The organism is Pseudomonas sp. KK18 (assembly GCF_037094675.1).
Taxonomy (GTDB): Bacteria; Pseudomonadota; Gammaproteobacteria; order Pseudomonadales; family Pseudomonadaceae; genus Aquipseudomonas.
In genome coordinates this window covers 2,309,855-2,325,496 of record NZ_CP146605.1, presented here as the reverse complement: position 1 = coordinate 2,325,496, position 15,642 = coordinate 2,309,855, and the positions used below count along the sequence as shown (strand labels likewise).

Sequence of the window (15,642 nt, the reverse complement as noted above, 5' to 3'; positions counted from 1 at the left end):
CCGAGTGCTGCACACTCCCTACTTTCGTGGGTGTTGCGAGCATCGGGTTCCGAAAATCGGCCTTCACATAAGGAAATCAAATGAAAATAGAGACTTTATCCTATGGACTTTCCGTAAAACATCATGCTTACCCGGTGGTCGCCGTGGGCAAAATGGATATATCAGGCAACAGTCAGCCGTTAAGGCAAATTGATGAAATCACTCACCCACGCCAGTCATTCATATCTGTGTTATTGCGCGCGCCCCTCATACTCCAACTAACAAAACTTAAAAATATGCGCCGCTGACACCGCAAGACTCTGTAGCAAACAAGAAACTTGCTCACATATATAAAGCAATCAAAAAGCTCTAGTCACGTGCCCACAAACACTCGCTGTTAACGATCCGAGGCCTTATTTCAAGCAAAAAAAAGGGCGCCCACGGCACCCTTTCCTACTGGATTGAAACGCTTATATATATGTACTCAATTTTGCAGCGCAACCGAATCAGGCACCCCCAACAATCGTCCTACCTGCTCCAGGTCGGTTTCCCGCCGCATCAGCGTAAATAGTTCAACTGCTTCGGGATAGTTGCGGGTCAGCATCGCCAGCCATTGCTTCAAGCGTCCCGGCGCCTGGCGCTCGGTCAATTGCTCAACGGATTGCCGCCAGAATTCCTGGAGCATGGGTTGCATCTGCGCCCAAGTCATCTCGACCACCTCTTCCCCGGCCCGCGCGGCAGCAATCTGCCGGGCCAGGTCGGGACGGGCCACCAGGCCGCGACCGAGCATGATGTCTTCGACACCACTGATTTCGCGACACCGCCGCCAGTCTTCAACGCTCCAGATATCACCGTTGGCGAACACTGGCACCTTGACCACCTCTTGCACACGCGGGATCCACTCCCAGTGCGCCGGAGGTTTGTAGCCGTCAGCCTTGGTGCGGGCATGCACCACGATATGCGCTGCGCCGCCTTCGGCCAGGGCCGTGGCGCACACCAGGGCACCGTCGGGGCTGTCGAAGCCCAGGCGCATCTTGGCCGTGACGGGAATATGTGCCGGCACCGCACGCCGTACGTGTTCGACGATCTGGTTAAGCAGCTCCGGCTCCTTGAGCAGCACCGCACCGCCACGGGACTTGTTCACGGTCTTGGCCGGGCAACCGAAGTTGAGGTCAACCACCTGAGAGCCCAGCTCACACGCCAGGGCGGCGTTTTCCGCCAAACACACCGGGTCTGAACCGAGTAACTGCACACGCAGCGGCACGCCGGCAGCGGTCTTGGCACCGTGCAGCAACTCAGGGGCGAGTTTGTGGAAATAGGCAGGCGTCAGCAGGCGGTCGTTGACCCGGATGAACTCGGTCACGCACCAATCAATACCACCGACCCGGGTCAGCACGTCCCGCAGGATGTTGTCGACCAACCCCTCCATGGGCGCCAAAGCAATTTGCATGGAAAACACTCAACGAAAAACGTGGCGCAGTTTACTGGTTTCAGACGCTGGCAGGTAATCCGCCTTGCAGCGCAGGGCCATAACCCTCAAGAAATTCCGACGGCATGCGCTTGGGCTTGCCGCTGGACAGTTCGATGCAGACAAAGGTTGTTTGCGCTCGCAGCAAGGTAGCGCCATCACGCGGGCGTACCAGCTGGAAGCGTCGTGTCATTTTCAGGCGCTGGTCCCAGTCGACGATCCAGGTCGCCAACTGCAGTTCATCGCCCTCGTAACCGGCGGCGAGGTAATCGATCTCATGGCGCACCACGGCCATGGCGCGGTCCAGCCGGCGGTACTCGGTAAGGTCCAACCCCAGGCGCTGGGAATGGCGCCAGGCGCAGCGTTCCAGCCAGGACACATAGACCGCGTTGTTGGCGTGCCCCAGGCCGTCGATGTCTTCGGCACCGACCTGAAGATCGATGATAAACGGCGTTGCCAAATCCCAGCCCATGCAGTGCTCCCGGTCGATTAATGTCGGCGGCGAGCAGTGTAACCCATGGTTCAGGCGGTTTGGCGCTCCGGCACGTGGCGGCCGGCGAGCAGCGCCAGGACGCCTTCGATCACGCGAGGATCTGCCAGCACTTTCTGGTGCCCGCCCTGCTCCAGGCGCAGCAGGCGGCTGTCGAACCAGGCGTCATGGATGACCTGGCAAGCCTTGACCGAGACGAAGGTATCGTCTTCGGCATGCACGATCAGGCCCGGGATATTCATTTGATAGTGGGCGACATCGAGGTGCTTGAGAGGCATGCCCATCGTCAGCTCGACCTCCTGGATAAACGCCGAACGCGCTCGCGCCGGCAAACCGACCATGCCGGCAAAACCGCGCAGCACGTCGAGAAACCGCGAGGGTGCGGCGATGCTGACCAACGCCTTGGTGCGCAAGCCCAACTGCACCGCCAACATCGCGCTGGCCCCACCCATGGAGTGACCGACAACCGCATGCAGCGGTGGCAGTTCGGCAGCCGCTTCCAGCATGGCACGGGCAAACAGCAGCACATGGGCTTCGCGCCCCGGCGAACGCCCGTGGGCCGGGCCGTCCAGCGCAACCACCGAATAACCCGCGTCCACCAATGCGCTGATCAGGCTGGCGAATTGCGTCGGGCGCCCTTCCCAGCCGTGCATCAACAGCACCGCAGGGCCCTGGCCCCACTTCAGCGCCGACAGGCCGAAACGCAAAGTGATGCGCTCGGACTGCGCCAGCAGCGGCAGCTCCCAGTCACGTGGCGGCAAATCGCGAGGCGTCATGAACACCCGACGCATCTTGCTGGCCACCGTTTGCGGCGCCAGCCGGCCCAAGGTGCCATTGACGCCACGAATCCATTTCAACGTGCCCATCGCTCATCCCTCAGGCCAGAAGCCGTTCTTAACGCACTGCGGACTTGGCCGCACGCAATACACGATCCGATAACTCACCCGGGCCCAGGGCGCGGGCCAGCGACAAGCCACCGATCATCAGTGCCATGTCGGCCAGGGCCTTGTCGGTGTCTTCCGGACTGGCGGCCAGCTGTGCCGCCATCAGTTCGCAGTGTTCGTTCAAGGCCTGGCGAAATTCGTCCGGCAGGCGGCTCATCTCGCCCACGGTGGACGGGATCGGGCACGCCTGGCTGGTGGAGTCACGGTGTTTACGCGACAGGTAGAACGCTGCGACCAGCGCGCGACGCTCTTCACCGGTCAGCGAGGAGTCCATGTCATCGACGGCGGCGCGACGCCGGGCCAGCAACTCGGTGAAGGCCTCCAGCATCAGTGCGTCCTTGCTTTCAAAGTGCGCGTAGAAACCGCCGACGGTAAGCCCCGCCGCGCCCATGACTTCGCCCACACTCGGCTCGGCCGGGCCGCGTTGTACCAGGGCGGCGCCGGCAGCTTGCAGAATGCGTTCGCGGGTTTGCGCTTTTTTATCGTTCATCGTTGCCTCCGAATCTCATGCTTCGAATATTATTACCATAATAATATTTCGCAAGCCACAGGCATGACCATTGGTCAGAAGAACATTCAGGGAAAAAGGAAGGAGGATTGGCTAAACGCCAGACAAACAAAAGGGCCATTCAATAATTGAATGACCCTTAAAAATCCCGCAGAGCGGGTAATCGTGGCGTCCCCTAGGGGACTCGAACCCCTGTTACCGCCGTGAAAGGGCGGTGTCCTAGGCCACTAGACGAAGGGGACACAAACCTTCTGTACAACTGATCAGCGCTGAGGACTGATCGAATTCAAGGACGGTGTGGCCGGACCTTGAACCTGTAAATTGGTGGAGCTAAACGGGATCGAACCGTTGACCTCTTGCATGCCATGCAAGCGCTCTCCCAGCTGAGCTATAGCCCCGGATTTTTCGCCTCGCGGCGCAGCAGACCTTTCGAACTGCTTGTTGAAACTGGCGTCCCCTAGGGGACTCGAACCCCTGTTACCGCCGTGAAAGGGCGGTGTCCTAGGCCACTAGACGAAGGGGACACAAACCTTCTATACAACGTGATCAGGCTGAGTCTGATCGAATTCAAGGACGGTGTGGCCAGACCTTGAACCTGTAAATTGGTGGAGCTAAACGGGATCGAACCGTTGACCTCTTGCATGCCATGCAAGCGCTCTCCCAGCTGAGCTATAGCCCCTCGTCGGTGAGGACGGGGCAAATCTTAATGGCGTATTCGAAACGTGTCAAATTTATTTTCAACAATTTTCAAAATTTTTTGCCGAGATAACAATCACTTACCGAGCAAACCCCGGAAAACCGGGGTTTGGCCGTTACAACAGCGTGCTTAAGCGATAGCGCCCAGCAGCTTTTCCCATTCCTTGTTTTCTTTCTTCGACACACCACCAAGCAAATCAAGGGCTTGGCGCAGACGGAAGCGAGTCAGGTCCGGGCCCAGAATTTCCATCGCATCGAGCACCGACACCGAACTCGCCTGCCCGGTGATCGCGGCAAACATCAGCGGCATCGCATCGCGCAATTTCAGTTCCAGGGATTCAACCACCGCCTGGATAGTCGCGGTAATCGCATCCTTCTCCCACTGGCGCAGGCTTTCGAGCTTCCACAGGATCAACTGCATCAACTGGCGAACCTGGTCACCCGAGAGTTTCTTCGACTCAAACAGCTTCACGTCCGGGTTCACGCCACCGGCAAAGAAGAAACTCGCCAACGGTGCGACCTGGCTGAAGGTCTCCACCCTGCCCTGCACCAGCGGCGCGATCTTCATCATGTACTCGGGGTTCAACGCCCACTGCTGCACGCGGCTGGCGAACTCTTCCACCGGCAGGTCACGCAGCCACTGGCCGTTGAGCCACGAGAGTTTCTCGATGTCGAAGATCGGCCCACCCAGGGACACACGGGACAGGTCGAAGTTATCGACCATTTCCTGCAACGAGAACTTCTCGCGCTCGTCCGGCATCGACCAGCCCATGCGGCCCAGGTAGTTGAGCATCGCTTCGGGCATGAAGCCCATGCGCTCGTAGAAGGTCACCGAGGTCGGGTTCTTGCGCTTGGACAACTTGCTCTTGTCCGGGTTACGCAGCAGCGGCATGTAGCACAGCTGCGGTTGTTCCCAGCCGAAGTACTCGTACAGCAGGATCAGTTTCGGCGCCGATGGCAGCCACTCTTCGCCACGCAGTACGTGGGTGATGCCCATCAGGTGGTCGTCCACCACGTTGGCCAGGAAGTACGTCGGCAGGCCGTCGGTCTTCATCAGCACTTGCATGTCCATGCGGTCCCACGGGATCTCGACGTCACCGCGCAGCATGTCCGGCACCACGCACACGCCTTCGCTCGGCACCTTCATGCGGATAACGTGCGGCTCGCCGGCAGCCAGGCGCCGGGCCACTTCTTCCTTCGACAGCAGCAGTGCGCGGCCGTCATAGCGCGGGGTTTCACCACGGGCCTGTTGCTCGGCACGCATCTGGTCCAGCTCTTCGGCGGTGCAGAAGCACGGGAAGGCGTGGCCCATGTCGACCAGTTGCTGGGTGTACTGCTTGTAGATGTCGCTGCGCTCGCTCTGGCGATACGGGCCGTGGGGGCCGCCGACGTCCGGGCCTTCGGCCCAGGTAATGCCCAACCAGCGCAGCGCATCGAAAATCTGCTGTTCCGACTCGCGCGTGGAGCGCAGTTGATCGGTGTCTTCGATCCGCAGGATGAATTCACCGCCATGCTGCTTGGCAAAGCAGTAGTTGAACAAGGCGATGTAAGCAGTACCTACGTGGGGATCCCCAGTAGGCGATGGCGCGATGCGCGTGCGGACGGTGGTCATGGCGGGTCTCGAATTGGCGATAAAACTGAAAATGAAACAAGGGGCGAATGGTAACAGCCCCAAGCCCTTGGGCTCCAGCGTGGGGAGGCGAACAAAGGGCATATGAGACAAGCTCCGGTCTCAAGTCTCGACATGGCTATTTGCCAGACCGTTCGCTGGCTATATTCCATTACCTTTTGTCGACGACATTATTGCCATGCCTGCCCCGCTCAAACGCCGCCTGTTTATCTTCCTGTTTATCGTGGTCCTGATCGCCGGGGGCTTTTTCGCTCAGTGGTTCTTCAAGGGCCGTTTTTATGAAAGCACCGACAACGCCTACGTCCAGGGCGAGATCACCCGGGTCTCCAGCCAACTGGGTGCGCGCATCGTCGAGGTGCTGGTGGGCGACAACGAGCACGTGGAAAAAGGCCAACTGCTGGTCAAGCTCGAAGGCGACGACTTCCACCTCGCCGTCGACCGCGCCAACGCCGCCCTGGCCATGCGCGAAGCCGAGCGCGTGCAGGCCCAGAGCAAACTGACCCAGCAAGCCAGCCTGATCGCCGCCGGTGCAGCCAAGGTCTCGTCCAGCCAGGCCACCCTCGGCCGCTCGCAGATCGACCTGAACCGCGCACAAACCCTGCGCAAACCCGGCTATGTCTCCGAAGAACGGGTCACCACCCTCGACGCCGACAACCACATCGCCCGCTCCCAGGTGACCATGGCCCAGGCCGACCTGCAGGGCCAGCGCCAGCAGGTCAACGCCCTGAACGCCGAGATCAAGCGCCTCGACGCGATGATCGCCAACGCCAGGACTGACCTGGCCCAGGCCGAACTGAACCTGACCCGCAGCGAAATCCACGCGCCCATCAGCGGCCTGATCGGCCAGCGTGCCGCGCGCAACGGTCAATACGTACAGGCCGGCGCCTACCTGCTGTCGATCGTCCCGGACCAGGACATCTGGGTGCAGGCCAACTTCAAGGAAACCCAGATCGGCCATATGCAGCCTGGGCAAAAAGCCGAGCTGACATTCGACGCCTACAGCGATACTCCAATCGAAGGCCGCGTGGCCAACCTGTTCGGCGCTTCCGGCGCGCAATTCAGCCTGCTGCCGCCGGACAATGCCACGGGCAACTTCACCAAAGTCGTACAACGGATTCCGGTCAAACTGACCTTCGCCACCGACAACCCGCTGCAGGGCAAAATCCGCCCGGGCATGTCGGTGACGGTCAAAGTGAACATCCAAGACCCGCACGATGGCCGGTGATCAACTGCTGCCGCCGGTAGGCGAACCGAGCCGGCGCGACTGGATCGCGGTCATGAGCGTGATGCTCGGCGCCTTCATGGCAGTGCTCGACATCCAGATCACCAACTCGTCCCTCAAGGACATCCAGGGCGCGCTGTCGGCCACCCTGGAAGAAGGTTCGTGGATTTCCACCTCCTACCTTGTGGCCGAAATCATCATGATCCCCCTCACCGCCTGGCTGGTGCAGCTGCTGTCGGCGCGTCGGCTGGCGGTGTGGGTCTCGGGCGGGTTCCTGATCGCCTCGCTGATGTGCTCCATGGCCTGGAGCCTGGAAAGCATGATCGTATTCCGCGCGCTGCAGGGCTTTACCGGCGGCGCGCTGATCCCCCTGGCGTTCACCCTCACGCTGATCAAGCTGCCCGAACATCACCGCGCCAAAGGCATGGCCATGTTCGCCATGACCGCCACCTTCGCCCCGTCCATCGGACCGACCATTGGCGGCTGGCTCACGGAAAACTGGGGTTGGGAATACATCTTCTACATCAACATCCCACCGGGCCTGATCATGATCGCCGGGCTGCTGTACGGCCTGGAGAAAAAGGACTCCAACTGGGACCTGCTCAAAAGCACCGACTATCTCGGCATCCTTACCATGGCCGTAGGCCTTGGGTGTTTGCAGGTGTTTCTGGAAGAAGGCCATCGCAAGGATTGGCTGGAATCCAGCCTGATTGTCAGCCTGGGCACCGTCGCCCTGTTGAGCTTGATCACCTTTGTGATCGTGCAGATGTCCAAGCCCAACCCGCTGATCAACCTGCGCATCCTCGGCAATCGCAATTTCGGGCTATCGAGTATTTCGAGCCTGGGGATGGGCGTGGGGTTGTATGGCTCGATTTATCTGCTGCCGCTGTACCTGGCGCAGATCCAGAACTACAACGCCCTGCAAATCGGCGAAGTGATCATGTGGATGGGGGTTCCGCAGCTGTTTTTGATTCCGCTGGTGCCCAAGCTGATGAAGTACGTGTCGCCCAAATGGCTGTGCACCCTGGGGTTCGGGCTGTTCGGGTTGGCGAGTTTTTCATCGGGGGTGCTGAACCCGGACTTTGCCGGCGACCAGTTCAACCGCATCCAGATCATCCGTGCGTTGGGGCAGCCGTTGATCATGGTGACAATTTCGTTGATTGCCACGGCATACATCATGCAGAAGGACGCGGGGTCGGCGTCGAGCCTGTTCAATATTTTGCGAAACCTGGGCGGGGCGATCGGGATTGCGTTGCTGGCGACGCTGCTGGATGCGCGCACCAAGACCTACTTTGATTACCTGCGTGAGGCGATTGTGCCGACCAATCCACAGGTGGCAGAGCGCATGGCCAGGCTGACGGAGACGTTTGGGAGTGAGACGGCGGCGTTGGGCAAGTTGAGTGAGATAGCGCATCAGCAGGCGCAGATCATGGCTTACAACGATGCGTTCCATTTTGTAGGGTTGGCGTTGGGGATCAGCATGGTGGCGATCTTGTTGACCAAGGCGTTGCCGGCGGGGCTTAAGGCTGGGGAAGCTCACTGAAATAACCTGTGGCGAGGGAGCTTGTTGTGGCGAGGGAGCTTGCTCCCTCGCCACAAAGAGCTTGAAGATCGTTCCCACGCTCTGCGTGGGAATGCCTCACTGGACGCTCCGCGTCCGCTCTTGGGACGCAGAGCGTCCCGGGCTGCTTTCCCACGCAGAGCGTGGGAACGATCATCACACAGCCAGCAACCGCTCCCGCAACTTGCCGATCTCATCGCGCATCTGCGCCGCCGCTTCAAACTCCAGATCCCGCGCCAGCTGGTACATCTTCTCTTCCAACTGACGAATACGCTTGGTGATCTCGCTCGGCGAACGCAATTCCGCTTCGTACTTGGCATTCTCCTCCGCAGCCTTGGCCATGCCCTTGCGCTTCTTGCTGCGCGAGCCCGGCACCGTTGCGCCTTCCATGATGTCGGCGACGTCCTTGAACACACCCTTCGGCGTGATGCCATGTTCCAGGTTGTAGGCAATCTGCTTGTCGCGACGACGCTCGGTCTCGCCAATCGCCCGTTCCATGGAACCGGTGATCCGGTCCGCATACAGAATCGCCCGGCCATTCAGGTTGCGCGCCGCCCGGCCAATGGTCTGGATCAACGAACGCTCAGACCGCAGGAAGCCTTCCTTGTCCGCATCCAGAATCGCCACCAGGGACACTTCCGGCATATCCAGGCCTTCACGCAGCAGGTTGATCCCCACCAGCACATCGAACGCCCCCAGGCGCAGGTCGCGGATGATTTCCACGCGCTCCACGGTGTCGATGTCCGAGTGCAAATAGCGCACGCGCACGCCGTGGTCGGCCAGGTAATCGGTCAAGTCTTCGGACATGCGCTTGGTCAGCGTGGTGACCAGCACCCGCTCCTCCAGGGCCACGCGCTTGGTGATCTCCGAGAGCAAGTCATCCACCTGGGTCAGCGCCGGGCGGATTTCGATTTGCGGGTCCACCAGGCCGGTCGGGCGCACCAGTTGCTCAATCACACGCCCGGCATGTTCGGCCTCGTAGTTACCCGGCGTGGCCGAGACAAAAATCGTCTGCGGGCTGATGCCTTCGAACTCGTCAAAACGCATCGGCCGGTTATCCAGCGCCGATGGCAGGCGGAAGCCGTATTCCACCAGGGTCTCTTTACGGGAACGGTCACCTTTGTACATCGCGCCCACCTGCGGCACGCTGACGTGGGACTCGTCGATCACCAGCAAGGCATCGTCCGGCAGGTAATCGAACAAGGTAGGTGGCGCCTGCCCGGACTCGCGGCCCGAGAGGTAGCGCGAGTAGTTTTCGATGCCGTTGCAGTAGCCCAGTTCTAGGATCATCTCCAGGTCGAAGCGGGTGCGCTGTTCCAGGCGCTGGGCTTCCACCAGCTTGTTGTTGGAACGCAGGTATTCCAGGCGCTCCACCAGCTCAGCCTTGATGCCCTCGATGGCGCCCATCAGGGTTTCGCGCGGGGTCACGTAGTGGCTTTTCGGGTAGAAGGTGAAGCGCGGCAGCTTGCGGATCACCTCGCCGGTCAAAGGGTCGAAGGCCGACAGGCTCTCGACTTCATCGTCGAACAGCTCGATGCGGATCGCTTCCAGGTCGGATTCCGCCGGGTAGATGTCGATCACATCGCCGCGCACGCGGAAGCTCGCCCGGGCGAAGTCTATGTCGTTGCGGGTGTATTGCAGGCTCGTCAGGCGACGCAACAGTTCGCGCTGGTCGAGTTTGTCGCCGCGGTCGACGTGCAGCACCATCTTCAAATAGGTTTCCGGGCTGCCCAAGCCATAGATGCACGACACCGTGGTGACGATGATCGCGTCCTTGCGTTCCAGCAGCGCCTTAGTCGCCGAGAGCCGCATCTGCTCGATGTGGTCGTTGATCGAGGCGTCTTTCTCGATAAAGGTGTCGGACGACGGCACGTAGGCTTCCGGCTGGTAGTAGTCGTAGTAGGAAACGAAGTACTCCACCGCGTTGCTCGGGAAGAACGCCTTGAACTCGCCATACAACTGCGCGGCCAGGGTCTTGTTCGGCGCCAGCACCAGGGTCGGGCGGTTCACCTGGGCGATCACGTTGGCGATGCTGAAAGTCTTGCCGGAGCCGGTCACCCCGAGCAAGGTCTGGTGCGCGAGGCCGGCCTCAATGCCTTCGACCATCAGGCGGATGGCTTCCGGTTGATCGCCGGCAGGCTCGAAGCGGGTGACTAGCTGGAAATCCGACATAACGTACCTCTTGAGTCACCCCGGGGCCGGAAAAAGCAACGGGGACGAAAAAGACCGCGACCCGCGACTGTTCGGCGCAGGTTGCAGGAAAAAACCATGATAGCTGTAGAAGTGGAGGCGAATGTGACGGGTTTCAAGGCAATCGTCCTACATGCCGTTGGTCACCCATGTTGCAATAAGACTAACGGTCGGTAAATAAACCGAAAAACTTGGCCGAAAAGCCGTTTCGGCTGTCGCCGTGAGCAGTGATGGCCTCTATACTAGCTCCCCGTTTGTGCACCGCTCTAGTGCATTCGGCTGGAGCGCGACACGTCCCTCCACTCTCTATAGAGCTGCCGCAAAAATGAGCCTGTTCTCCGCTGTCGAAATGGCACCACGCGATCCAATCCTGGGCCTCAACGAAGCATTCAACGCCGATACCCGAACCACCAAGGTGAACCTTGGCGTGGGCGTTTACTGCAACGAGGAGGGGAAGATTCCACTCTTGCGTGCCGTTGCCGAAGCGGAAGCCATTCGCGTGGCGCAACACGCCGCTCGTGGCTACTTGCCGATCGACGGTATTGTCGCCTACGACCAGGCCGTGCAAAAGCTGCTGTTCGGCGAGCAATCGCCGCTGATCAGCTCCGGCCGCGTCATCACCGCCCAAGCGGTCGGCGGCACCGGCGCCCTGAAAATCGGCGCTGACTTCCTCAAGCAACTGCTGCCCAACGCCGTCGTCGCCATCAGCGACCCGAGCTGGGAAAACCACCAGGCGCTGTTCGAAAAAGCCGGCTTCCCGGTGCAGACCTATCGTTACTACGACGCCGCCACCCACGACGTAAACCGCGCCGGCCTGCTGGAAGACCTCAACGCCCTGCCGCCACAGTCCATCGTCGTGCTGCACGCCTGCTGCCACAACCCGACCGGCGTCGACCTGAGTCCGGCCGACTGGCAACAAGTGCTGGACGTGGTCAAGGCGAAAAACCTCGTGCCGTTCCTCGACATGGCCTACCAGGGCTTTGGCGACGGCATCGACGAAGACGCCGCTGCGGTGCGCCTGTTCGCCGAGTCGGGCCTGACTTTCTTTGTGTCCAGCTCGTTCTCCAAGTCGTTCTCGCTGTACGGCGAGCGCGTGGGCGCCCTGTCCATCGTCACCGACTCCAAGGAAGAAAGCGCGCGCATCCTGTCCCAGGTCAAGCGTGTGATCCGCACCAACTACTCCAACCCGCCGACCCACGGCGCGGCGATCGTGGCGGCGGTGCTGAACAACCCTGAGCTGCGCGCCCAGTGGGAAGCGGAACTGGCGGAAATGCGCCTGCGCATTCGCGGCATGCGCGAGCAGATGGTGGCTGACCTGGCCAAGGCTGCTCCGGGCCACGACTTCAGCTTCGTCGGTCGCCAGCGCGGGATGTTCTCCTACTCCGGCCTGAGCGTTGAACAAGTGACACGCCTGCGCAACGAGTTTGGTATCTACGCGCTGGATACCGGCCGTATCTGTGTGGCGGCGTTGAACCAGAAAAACATTGATGCAGTGACCAAGGCCATCGTTCAGGTGCTGTAAGCCTGTTGTGATGCAAAAAAAGGGGAAGCCAATGGCTTCCCCTTTTTCATTCTGAAAACCGCGCCCCCTGTGGCGAGGGAGCTTGCTCCCGCTGGGATGCGAAGCGGCCCCAAAACCTGCCACCGTGAACTTTATGAATGAATGCGGTGCCTGAATTGGGGCTGCTGCGCAGCCCAGCGGGAGCAAGCTCCCTCGCCACAGGGTGGGTGGTTTGCCTTCAAGAGCGGGTGTTCAGCCCCTAAAAATTCGCTGCTTTCAGTCCGCTGCCCCTAGACTGACAGCAAGACAGTCCCTTCCCCTTGAGTATCCTATGAGAAACGACGACCTGGACCTGCGTGCCGACCGCGACGAACTGGACCACTTCACCCCGCGCCCACCACCCGCCAAGCGCCAGAAAAGCCTGGTGCTGCAAATCGCCCTCGGCGTATTCCTAGGCGGTTTGGCCTTGTGGCTGGTGCAACTGGGCGCCGGCGCCCTGATGGCCAAGCTGGCCATGGGCACCTTCCAGTTCGGCGGCTGACAAAGATCAAATGTGGGGGCCGTCGAGCTTTAGCGAGGCCGCGATAGCGGTGGGTCAGGCACCCTCAATATCGACTGTGCCGACGCCATCGCAGCCTCGCTGAAGCTCGACAGCTCCCACAGGGGGTCTACTCCCGCCTTCAGTCCGCGCTCGTGTGGCTGGTTCAACTCGATCCAAGCAGTCCCCCTGCAATTTGGCGGCTGACAAAGACCAAATGTGGGAGCCGTCGAGCTTTAGCGAGGCCGCGATTGCGGTGGGTCAGGCACCATCAATATCGACTGTGCCGACGCCTTCGCAGCCTCGCTGAAGCTCGACAGCTCCCACAGGGGATCTACTCCCGCCTTCAGTCCGCGCTCGTGTGGCTGGTTCAACTCGATCCAAGCAGTCCCCCTGCAATTTGGCGGCTGACAAAGACCAAATGTGGGAGCCGTCGAGCTTTAGCGAGGCCGCGATAGCGGTGGGTCAGGCACCATCAATGTCGACTGTGCCGACGCCATCGCAGCCTCGCCGGGGCTCGACAGCTGCTACGGCTACGATGCCAGGGCCAGGCCACGCTCTTCCAGCAACTGCACAAAACTGTTCAGACTCTGCGACACCGTACCCCGGCGCCAGATCAGCCAGGTATTCAGAATCCGGAACGTATCGGTCAGCGGCCACACACTCACCGCCGTAAACCCCGGCATGCTCTCCAGCATGCTCCGCGGCATCAGCGCCAACCCGGCACCGGCACTCACACACGCGAGCATCCCGTGGTAGGACTCCATCTCAAAGATCTTCCCCGGCACCGCGCCATCCTGTGAAAACCAGCGCTCGAAGTGATGCCGGTACGAACAGTTCGAACGAAACGTGTAGATGCTCTCCCCGCTCACATCCCGCCCCCGGGTGATCGGCGCGTGATGCAACGGCGCAATCACCACCATCTCCTCCTCGAACACCGCCACGCCCTCCAGCGTCGCGTGCAACACCGGCCCATCGACAAACGCCGCTGCCAGCCGCCCCGACAACACGCCCTCGATCATCGTGCCGGACGGCCCGGTGGTCAGGTCCAGCTCAACCTTGGCGTGCTTCTGGTTATACGCCGCGAGCAATGCCGGGATGCGCACCGCCGCCGTACTCTCCAGCGAGCCCAACGCAAACGCGCCCTGGGGCTCCTCCCCCGCCACCGTCGCCCGGGCCTCTTGCACCAGGTCGAGAATGCGCCGCGCATACCCGAGGAAATTCCACCCGGCCGGCGATAACCGCAGCCGGCTCTTCTCGCGAATAAACAAGTCCACGCCCAGGTCCTGCTCCAATTGCTTGATCCGCGTGGTCAGGTTCGACGGCACCCGATGGATCAGCTGCGCGGCAGCGCTGATGCTGCCTTGCTCGGCAACGGCTTTGAAAATTTCCAGCTGGACCAGATCCAAGTCATTCTCCAAACGTGAACGTATTGCTTAATATTATTCAGTTTCCGAAAAAGATACAGCCCCGTACGCTGGCCTCCATCCCATTCACTGCGCAGGACGGTGCCATGAACTCCATTTCCTCCCAGACCCACGCGTTGTCGATTAACCCCGCCAATGGTGAAACGGTCGCCAGCTACCCGTACGAAACCGAGGCGCAGCTGGATGCCGCCCTCACCCGCTCGATCAACGCCTTCCGCAACGGGCGCAATACCCCCGTCGCCCAGCGCGCCGAACTACTGCTGGCCCTGGCCAGCACCCTGCGCGACCAGGCCGAAGAAATGGCCCAGATGATCACCCTGGAAATGGGCAAACCCATCGCCCAGGCCCGTGGCGAAATCGAAAAATGCGCGCAACTCGCTGAGTGGTACGCCGCCCACGGCCCAGCCATGCTGGCCCCGGAAGCCACCCTGGTGGACAACGGCACCGCCCAGATCGAATACCGCCCGCTGGGCCCGATCCTCGCTGTAATGCCGTGGAACTTCCCGGTGTGGCAAGTGCTGCGCGGCGCGGTGCCAACCATGCTCAGCGGCAACACCTACGTGCTCAAGCACGCGCCTAACGTAATGGGCAGCGCGTACCTGATGAAACAAGCCTTCCAGCGCGCCGGCTTTGCCGATGGCCTGTTCGAAGTGATCAACGTCACCAAGGACGGCGTGTCCAAAGCCATCGCCGACCCGCGCATCGCCGCCGTGACCCTCACCGGCAGCGTGCGCGCCGGCATGGCCATCGGTTCCCAGGCCGGGGCCGCGCTGAAAAAATGCGTACTGGAGCTGGGCGGCTCCGACCCGTTCATTGTGCTCAACGACGCAAACCTCGACGAAGCCGTGCAAGCCGCCCTGATCGGCCGTTTCCAGAACTCCGGCCAAGTGTGCGCCGCCGCCAAGCGCCTGATCATCGAAGAAGGCGTGGTGGAAGCCTTCACCGCCAAATTCCTCGAAGCCAGCCGCAACCTGGTGATGGGCGACCCGACCGCCACCGAGACCTACATCGGGCCGATGGCCCGCTTCGACCTGCGGGACGAACTCGACGGCCAGGTCCAGGCCACCCTGGCCGAAGGCGCCACCCTTCTGCTGGGCGGCAACAAAGTCGAAGGCGCGGGCAACTACTACGCCCCCACCGTGCTGGCCAACGTCACCGACCAGATGACCTCGTTCAAACAGGAACTGTTCGGGCCGGTCGCCTCCATCATCACCGCCCGCGATGCGGACCACGCCGTGGCCCTGGCCAACGACAGTGAGTTCGGCCTGACCGCCAGTGTGTTCACCACCGACCCAGAGAAGGCACGCAGCATCGCCAACCAACTGGAAACCGGCGGGATCTTTATCAACGCCTACAGCGTGTCCGATCCCCGGGTCTCGTTTGGTGGTGTGAAAAAGAGCGGCTTTGGACGGGAGTTGTCGCACTTCGGTGTGCGGGAATTCTGCAACGCGCAGACCGTGTGGCTGAACCGCCGCTAAGCAAGCGCTG

13 protein-coding genes and 4 tRNA genes are annotated in these 15,642 nt (G+C 61.0%); 6 read left to right on the top strand and 11 right to left on the bottom strand.

Annotation, left to right across the window (positions count from 1 at the left end; translation table 11 throughout):
• The first annotated feature begins 80 nt into the window (after positions 1–80).
• Positions 81–287, top strand: a complete 207-nt coding sequence (locus tag V6607_RS10540; protein WP_134326072.1) for a hypothetical protein — start codon at positions 81–83, stop codon at positions 285–287.
• A 176-nt stretch (positions 288–463) separates the two neighbouring features.
• Here the strand turns inward: V6607_RS10540 and V6607_RS10535 are convergent, their stop codons facing one another.
• From V6607_RS10535 to gltX, 9 genes are all read right to left on the bottom strand, one after another.
• A complete protein-coding gene (locus V6607_RS10535; RefSeq protein WP_003214454.1) occupies positions 464–1,429 on the bottom strand; it encodes a tRNA-dihydrouridine synthase in 966 nt (321 codons plus the stop codon).
• 40 nt (positions 1,430–1,469) lie between these two features.
• Positions 1,470–1,919: a thioesterase family protein gene (locus tag V6607_RS10530; RefSeq protein ID WP_102606274.1), complete on the bottom strand. Its 450-nt coding sequence runs from the start codon at positions 1,917–1,919 to the stop codon at positions 1,470–1,472.
• Positions 1,920–1,969: 50 nt separating this feature from the next.
• Entirely contained in the window at positions 1,970–2,803 is an 834-nt protein-coding gene (locus V6607_RS10525; RefSeq protein WP_102368520.1) for an alpha/beta fold hydrolase, read from the bottom strand.
• A gap of 28 nt (positions 2,804–2,831) precedes the next feature.
• Positions 2,832–3,371: a TetR/AcrR family transcriptional regulator gene (locus V6607_RS10520; RefSeq protein WP_003214462.1), complete on the bottom strand. Its 540-nt coding sequence runs from the start codon at positions 3,369–3,371 to the stop codon at positions 2,832–2,834.
• A 184-nt stretch (positions 3,372–3,555) separates the two neighbouring features.
• Positions 3,556–3,631: transfer RNA gene (locus V6607_RS10515), tRNA-Glu, on the bottom strand.
• An 80-nt stretch (positions 3,632–3,711) separates the two neighbouring features.
• Positions 3,712–3,787 (bottom strand) — tRNA-Ala (locus V6607_RS10510).
• A gap of 50 nt (positions 3,788–3,837) precedes the next feature.
• Positions 3,838–3,913: transfer RNA gene (locus V6607_RS10505), tRNA-Glu, on the bottom strand.
• Positions 3,914–3,992: 79 nt separating this feature from the next.
• Positions 3,993–4,068, bottom strand: a tRNA-Ala gene (locus tag V6607_RS10500).
• A 147-nt stretch (positions 4,069–4,215) separates the two neighbouring features.
• Entirely contained in the window at positions 4,216–5,697 is a 1,482-nt protein-coding gene (gene gltX / locus V6607_RS10495) for a glutamate--tRNA ligase (protein WP_003214464.1), read from the bottom strand.
• 196 nt (positions 5,698–5,893) lie between these two features.
• Between gltX and V6607_RS10490 the strand changes: the two genes are divergently transcribed.
• Both V6607_RS10490 and V6607_RS10485 read left to right on the top strand, forming a co-directional pair.
• A complete protein-coding gene (locus tag V6607_RS10490; RefSeq protein WP_008438770.1) occupies positions 5,894–6,940 on the top strand; it encodes an HlyD family secretion protein in 1,047 nt (348 codons plus the stop codon).
• Positions 6,930–8,480: an MDR family MFS transporter gene (locus tag V6607_RS10485; protein ID WP_102368517.1), complete on the top strand. Its 1,551-nt coding sequence runs from the start codon at positions 6,930–6,932 to the stop codon at positions 8,478–8,480. The genes V6607_RS10490 and V6607_RS10485 overlap by 11 nt, the downstream gene beginning before the upstream one ends.
• Before the next feature lie 174 nt (positions 8,481–8,654).
• Here V6607_RS10485 and uvrB read toward each other — a convergent pair whose 3' ends face one another.
• Positions 8,655–10,670, bottom strand: a complete 2,016-nt coding sequence (gene uvrB / locus V6607_RS10480; protein WP_134326071.1) for an excinuclease ABC subunit UvrB — start codon at positions 10,668–10,670, stop codon at positions 8,655–8,657.
• Positions 10,671–11,013: 343 nt separating this feature from the next.
• Here uvrB and V6607_RS10475 point away from each other — a divergent pair, with 343 nt between their 5' ends.
• Positions 11,014–12,210 (top strand): amino acid aminotransferase, encoded by a 1,197-nt coding sequence (locus V6607_RS10475; RefSeq protein ID WP_134326070.1) that lies wholly within the window; start codon positions 11,014–11,016, stop codon positions 12,208–12,210.
• 310 nt (positions 12,211–12,520) lie between these two features.
• Positions 12,521–12,730, top strand: a complete 210-nt coding sequence (locus tag V6607_RS10470) for a hypothetical protein (protein WP_134326069.1) — start codon at positions 12,521–12,523, stop codon at positions 12,728–12,730.
• 530 nt (positions 12,731–13,260) lie between these two features.
• Here the strand turns inward: V6607_RS10470 and V6607_RS10465 are convergent.
• Entirely contained in the window at positions 13,261–14,136 is an 876-nt protein-coding gene (locus tag V6607_RS10465) for a LysR family transcriptional regulator (protein WP_003214475.1), read from the bottom strand.
• A gap of 104 nt (positions 14,137–14,240) precedes the next feature.
• Between V6607_RS10465 and V6607_RS10460 the strand changes: the two genes are divergently transcribed.
• A complete protein-coding gene (locus tag V6607_RS10460; protein ID WP_134326068.1) occupies positions 14,241–15,632 on the top strand; it encodes an aldehyde dehydrogenase family protein in 1,392 nt (463 codons plus the stop codon).
• The last annotated feature ends 10 nt before the right edge of the window (positions 15,633–15,642 follow it).

Bases quoted from the DNA above. Each gene is read 5' to 3' on its own strand.
- V6607_RS10540 (WP_134326072.1), top strand. From the start codon at position 81: ATGAAAATAGAGACTTTATCCTATGGACTTTCCGTAAAACATCATGCT.
- V6607_RS10535 (WP_003214454.1), bottom strand. From the start codon at position 1,429: ATGCAAATTGCTTTGGCGCCCATGGAGGGGTTGGTCGACAACATCCTG.
- V6607_RS10530 (WP_102606274.1), bottom strand. From the start codon at position 1,919: ATGGGCTGGGATTTGGCAACGCCGTTTATCATCGATCTTCAGGTCGGT.
- V6607_RS10525 (WP_102368520.1), bottom strand. From the start codon at position 2,803: ATGGGCACGTTGAAATGGATTCGTGGCGTCAATGGCACCTTGGGCCGG.
- V6607_RS10520 (WP_003214462.1), bottom strand. From the start codon at position 3,371: ATGAACGATAAAAAAGCGCAAACCCGCGAACGCATTCTGCAAGCTGCC.
- gltX (WP_003214464.1), bottom strand. From the start codon at position 5,697: ATGACCACCGTCCGCACGCGCATCGCGCCATCGCCTACTGGGGATCCC.
- V6607_RS10490 (WP_008438770.1), top strand. From the start codon at position 5,894: ATGCCTGCCCCGCTCAAACGCCGCCTGTTTATCTTCCTGTTTATCGTG.
- V6607_RS10485 (WP_102368517.1), top strand. From the start codon at position 6,930: ATGGCCGGTGATCAACTGCTGCCGCCGGTAGGCGAACCGAGCCGGCGC.
- uvrB (WP_134326071.1), bottom strand. From the start codon at position 10,670: ATGTCGGATTTCCAGCTAGTCACCCGCTTCGAGCCTGCCGGCGATCAA.
- V6607_RS10475 (WP_134326070.1), top strand. From the start codon at position 11,014: ATGAGCCTGTTCTCCGCTGTCGAAATGGCACCACGCGATCCAATCCTG.
- V6607_RS10470 (WP_134326069.1), top strand. From the start codon at position 12,521: ATGAGAAACGACGACCTGGACCTGCGTGCCGACCGCGACGAACTGGAC.
- V6607_RS10460 (WP_134326068.1), top strand. From the start codon at position 14,241: ATGAACTCCATTTCCTCCCAGACCCACGCGTTGTCGATTAACCCCGCC.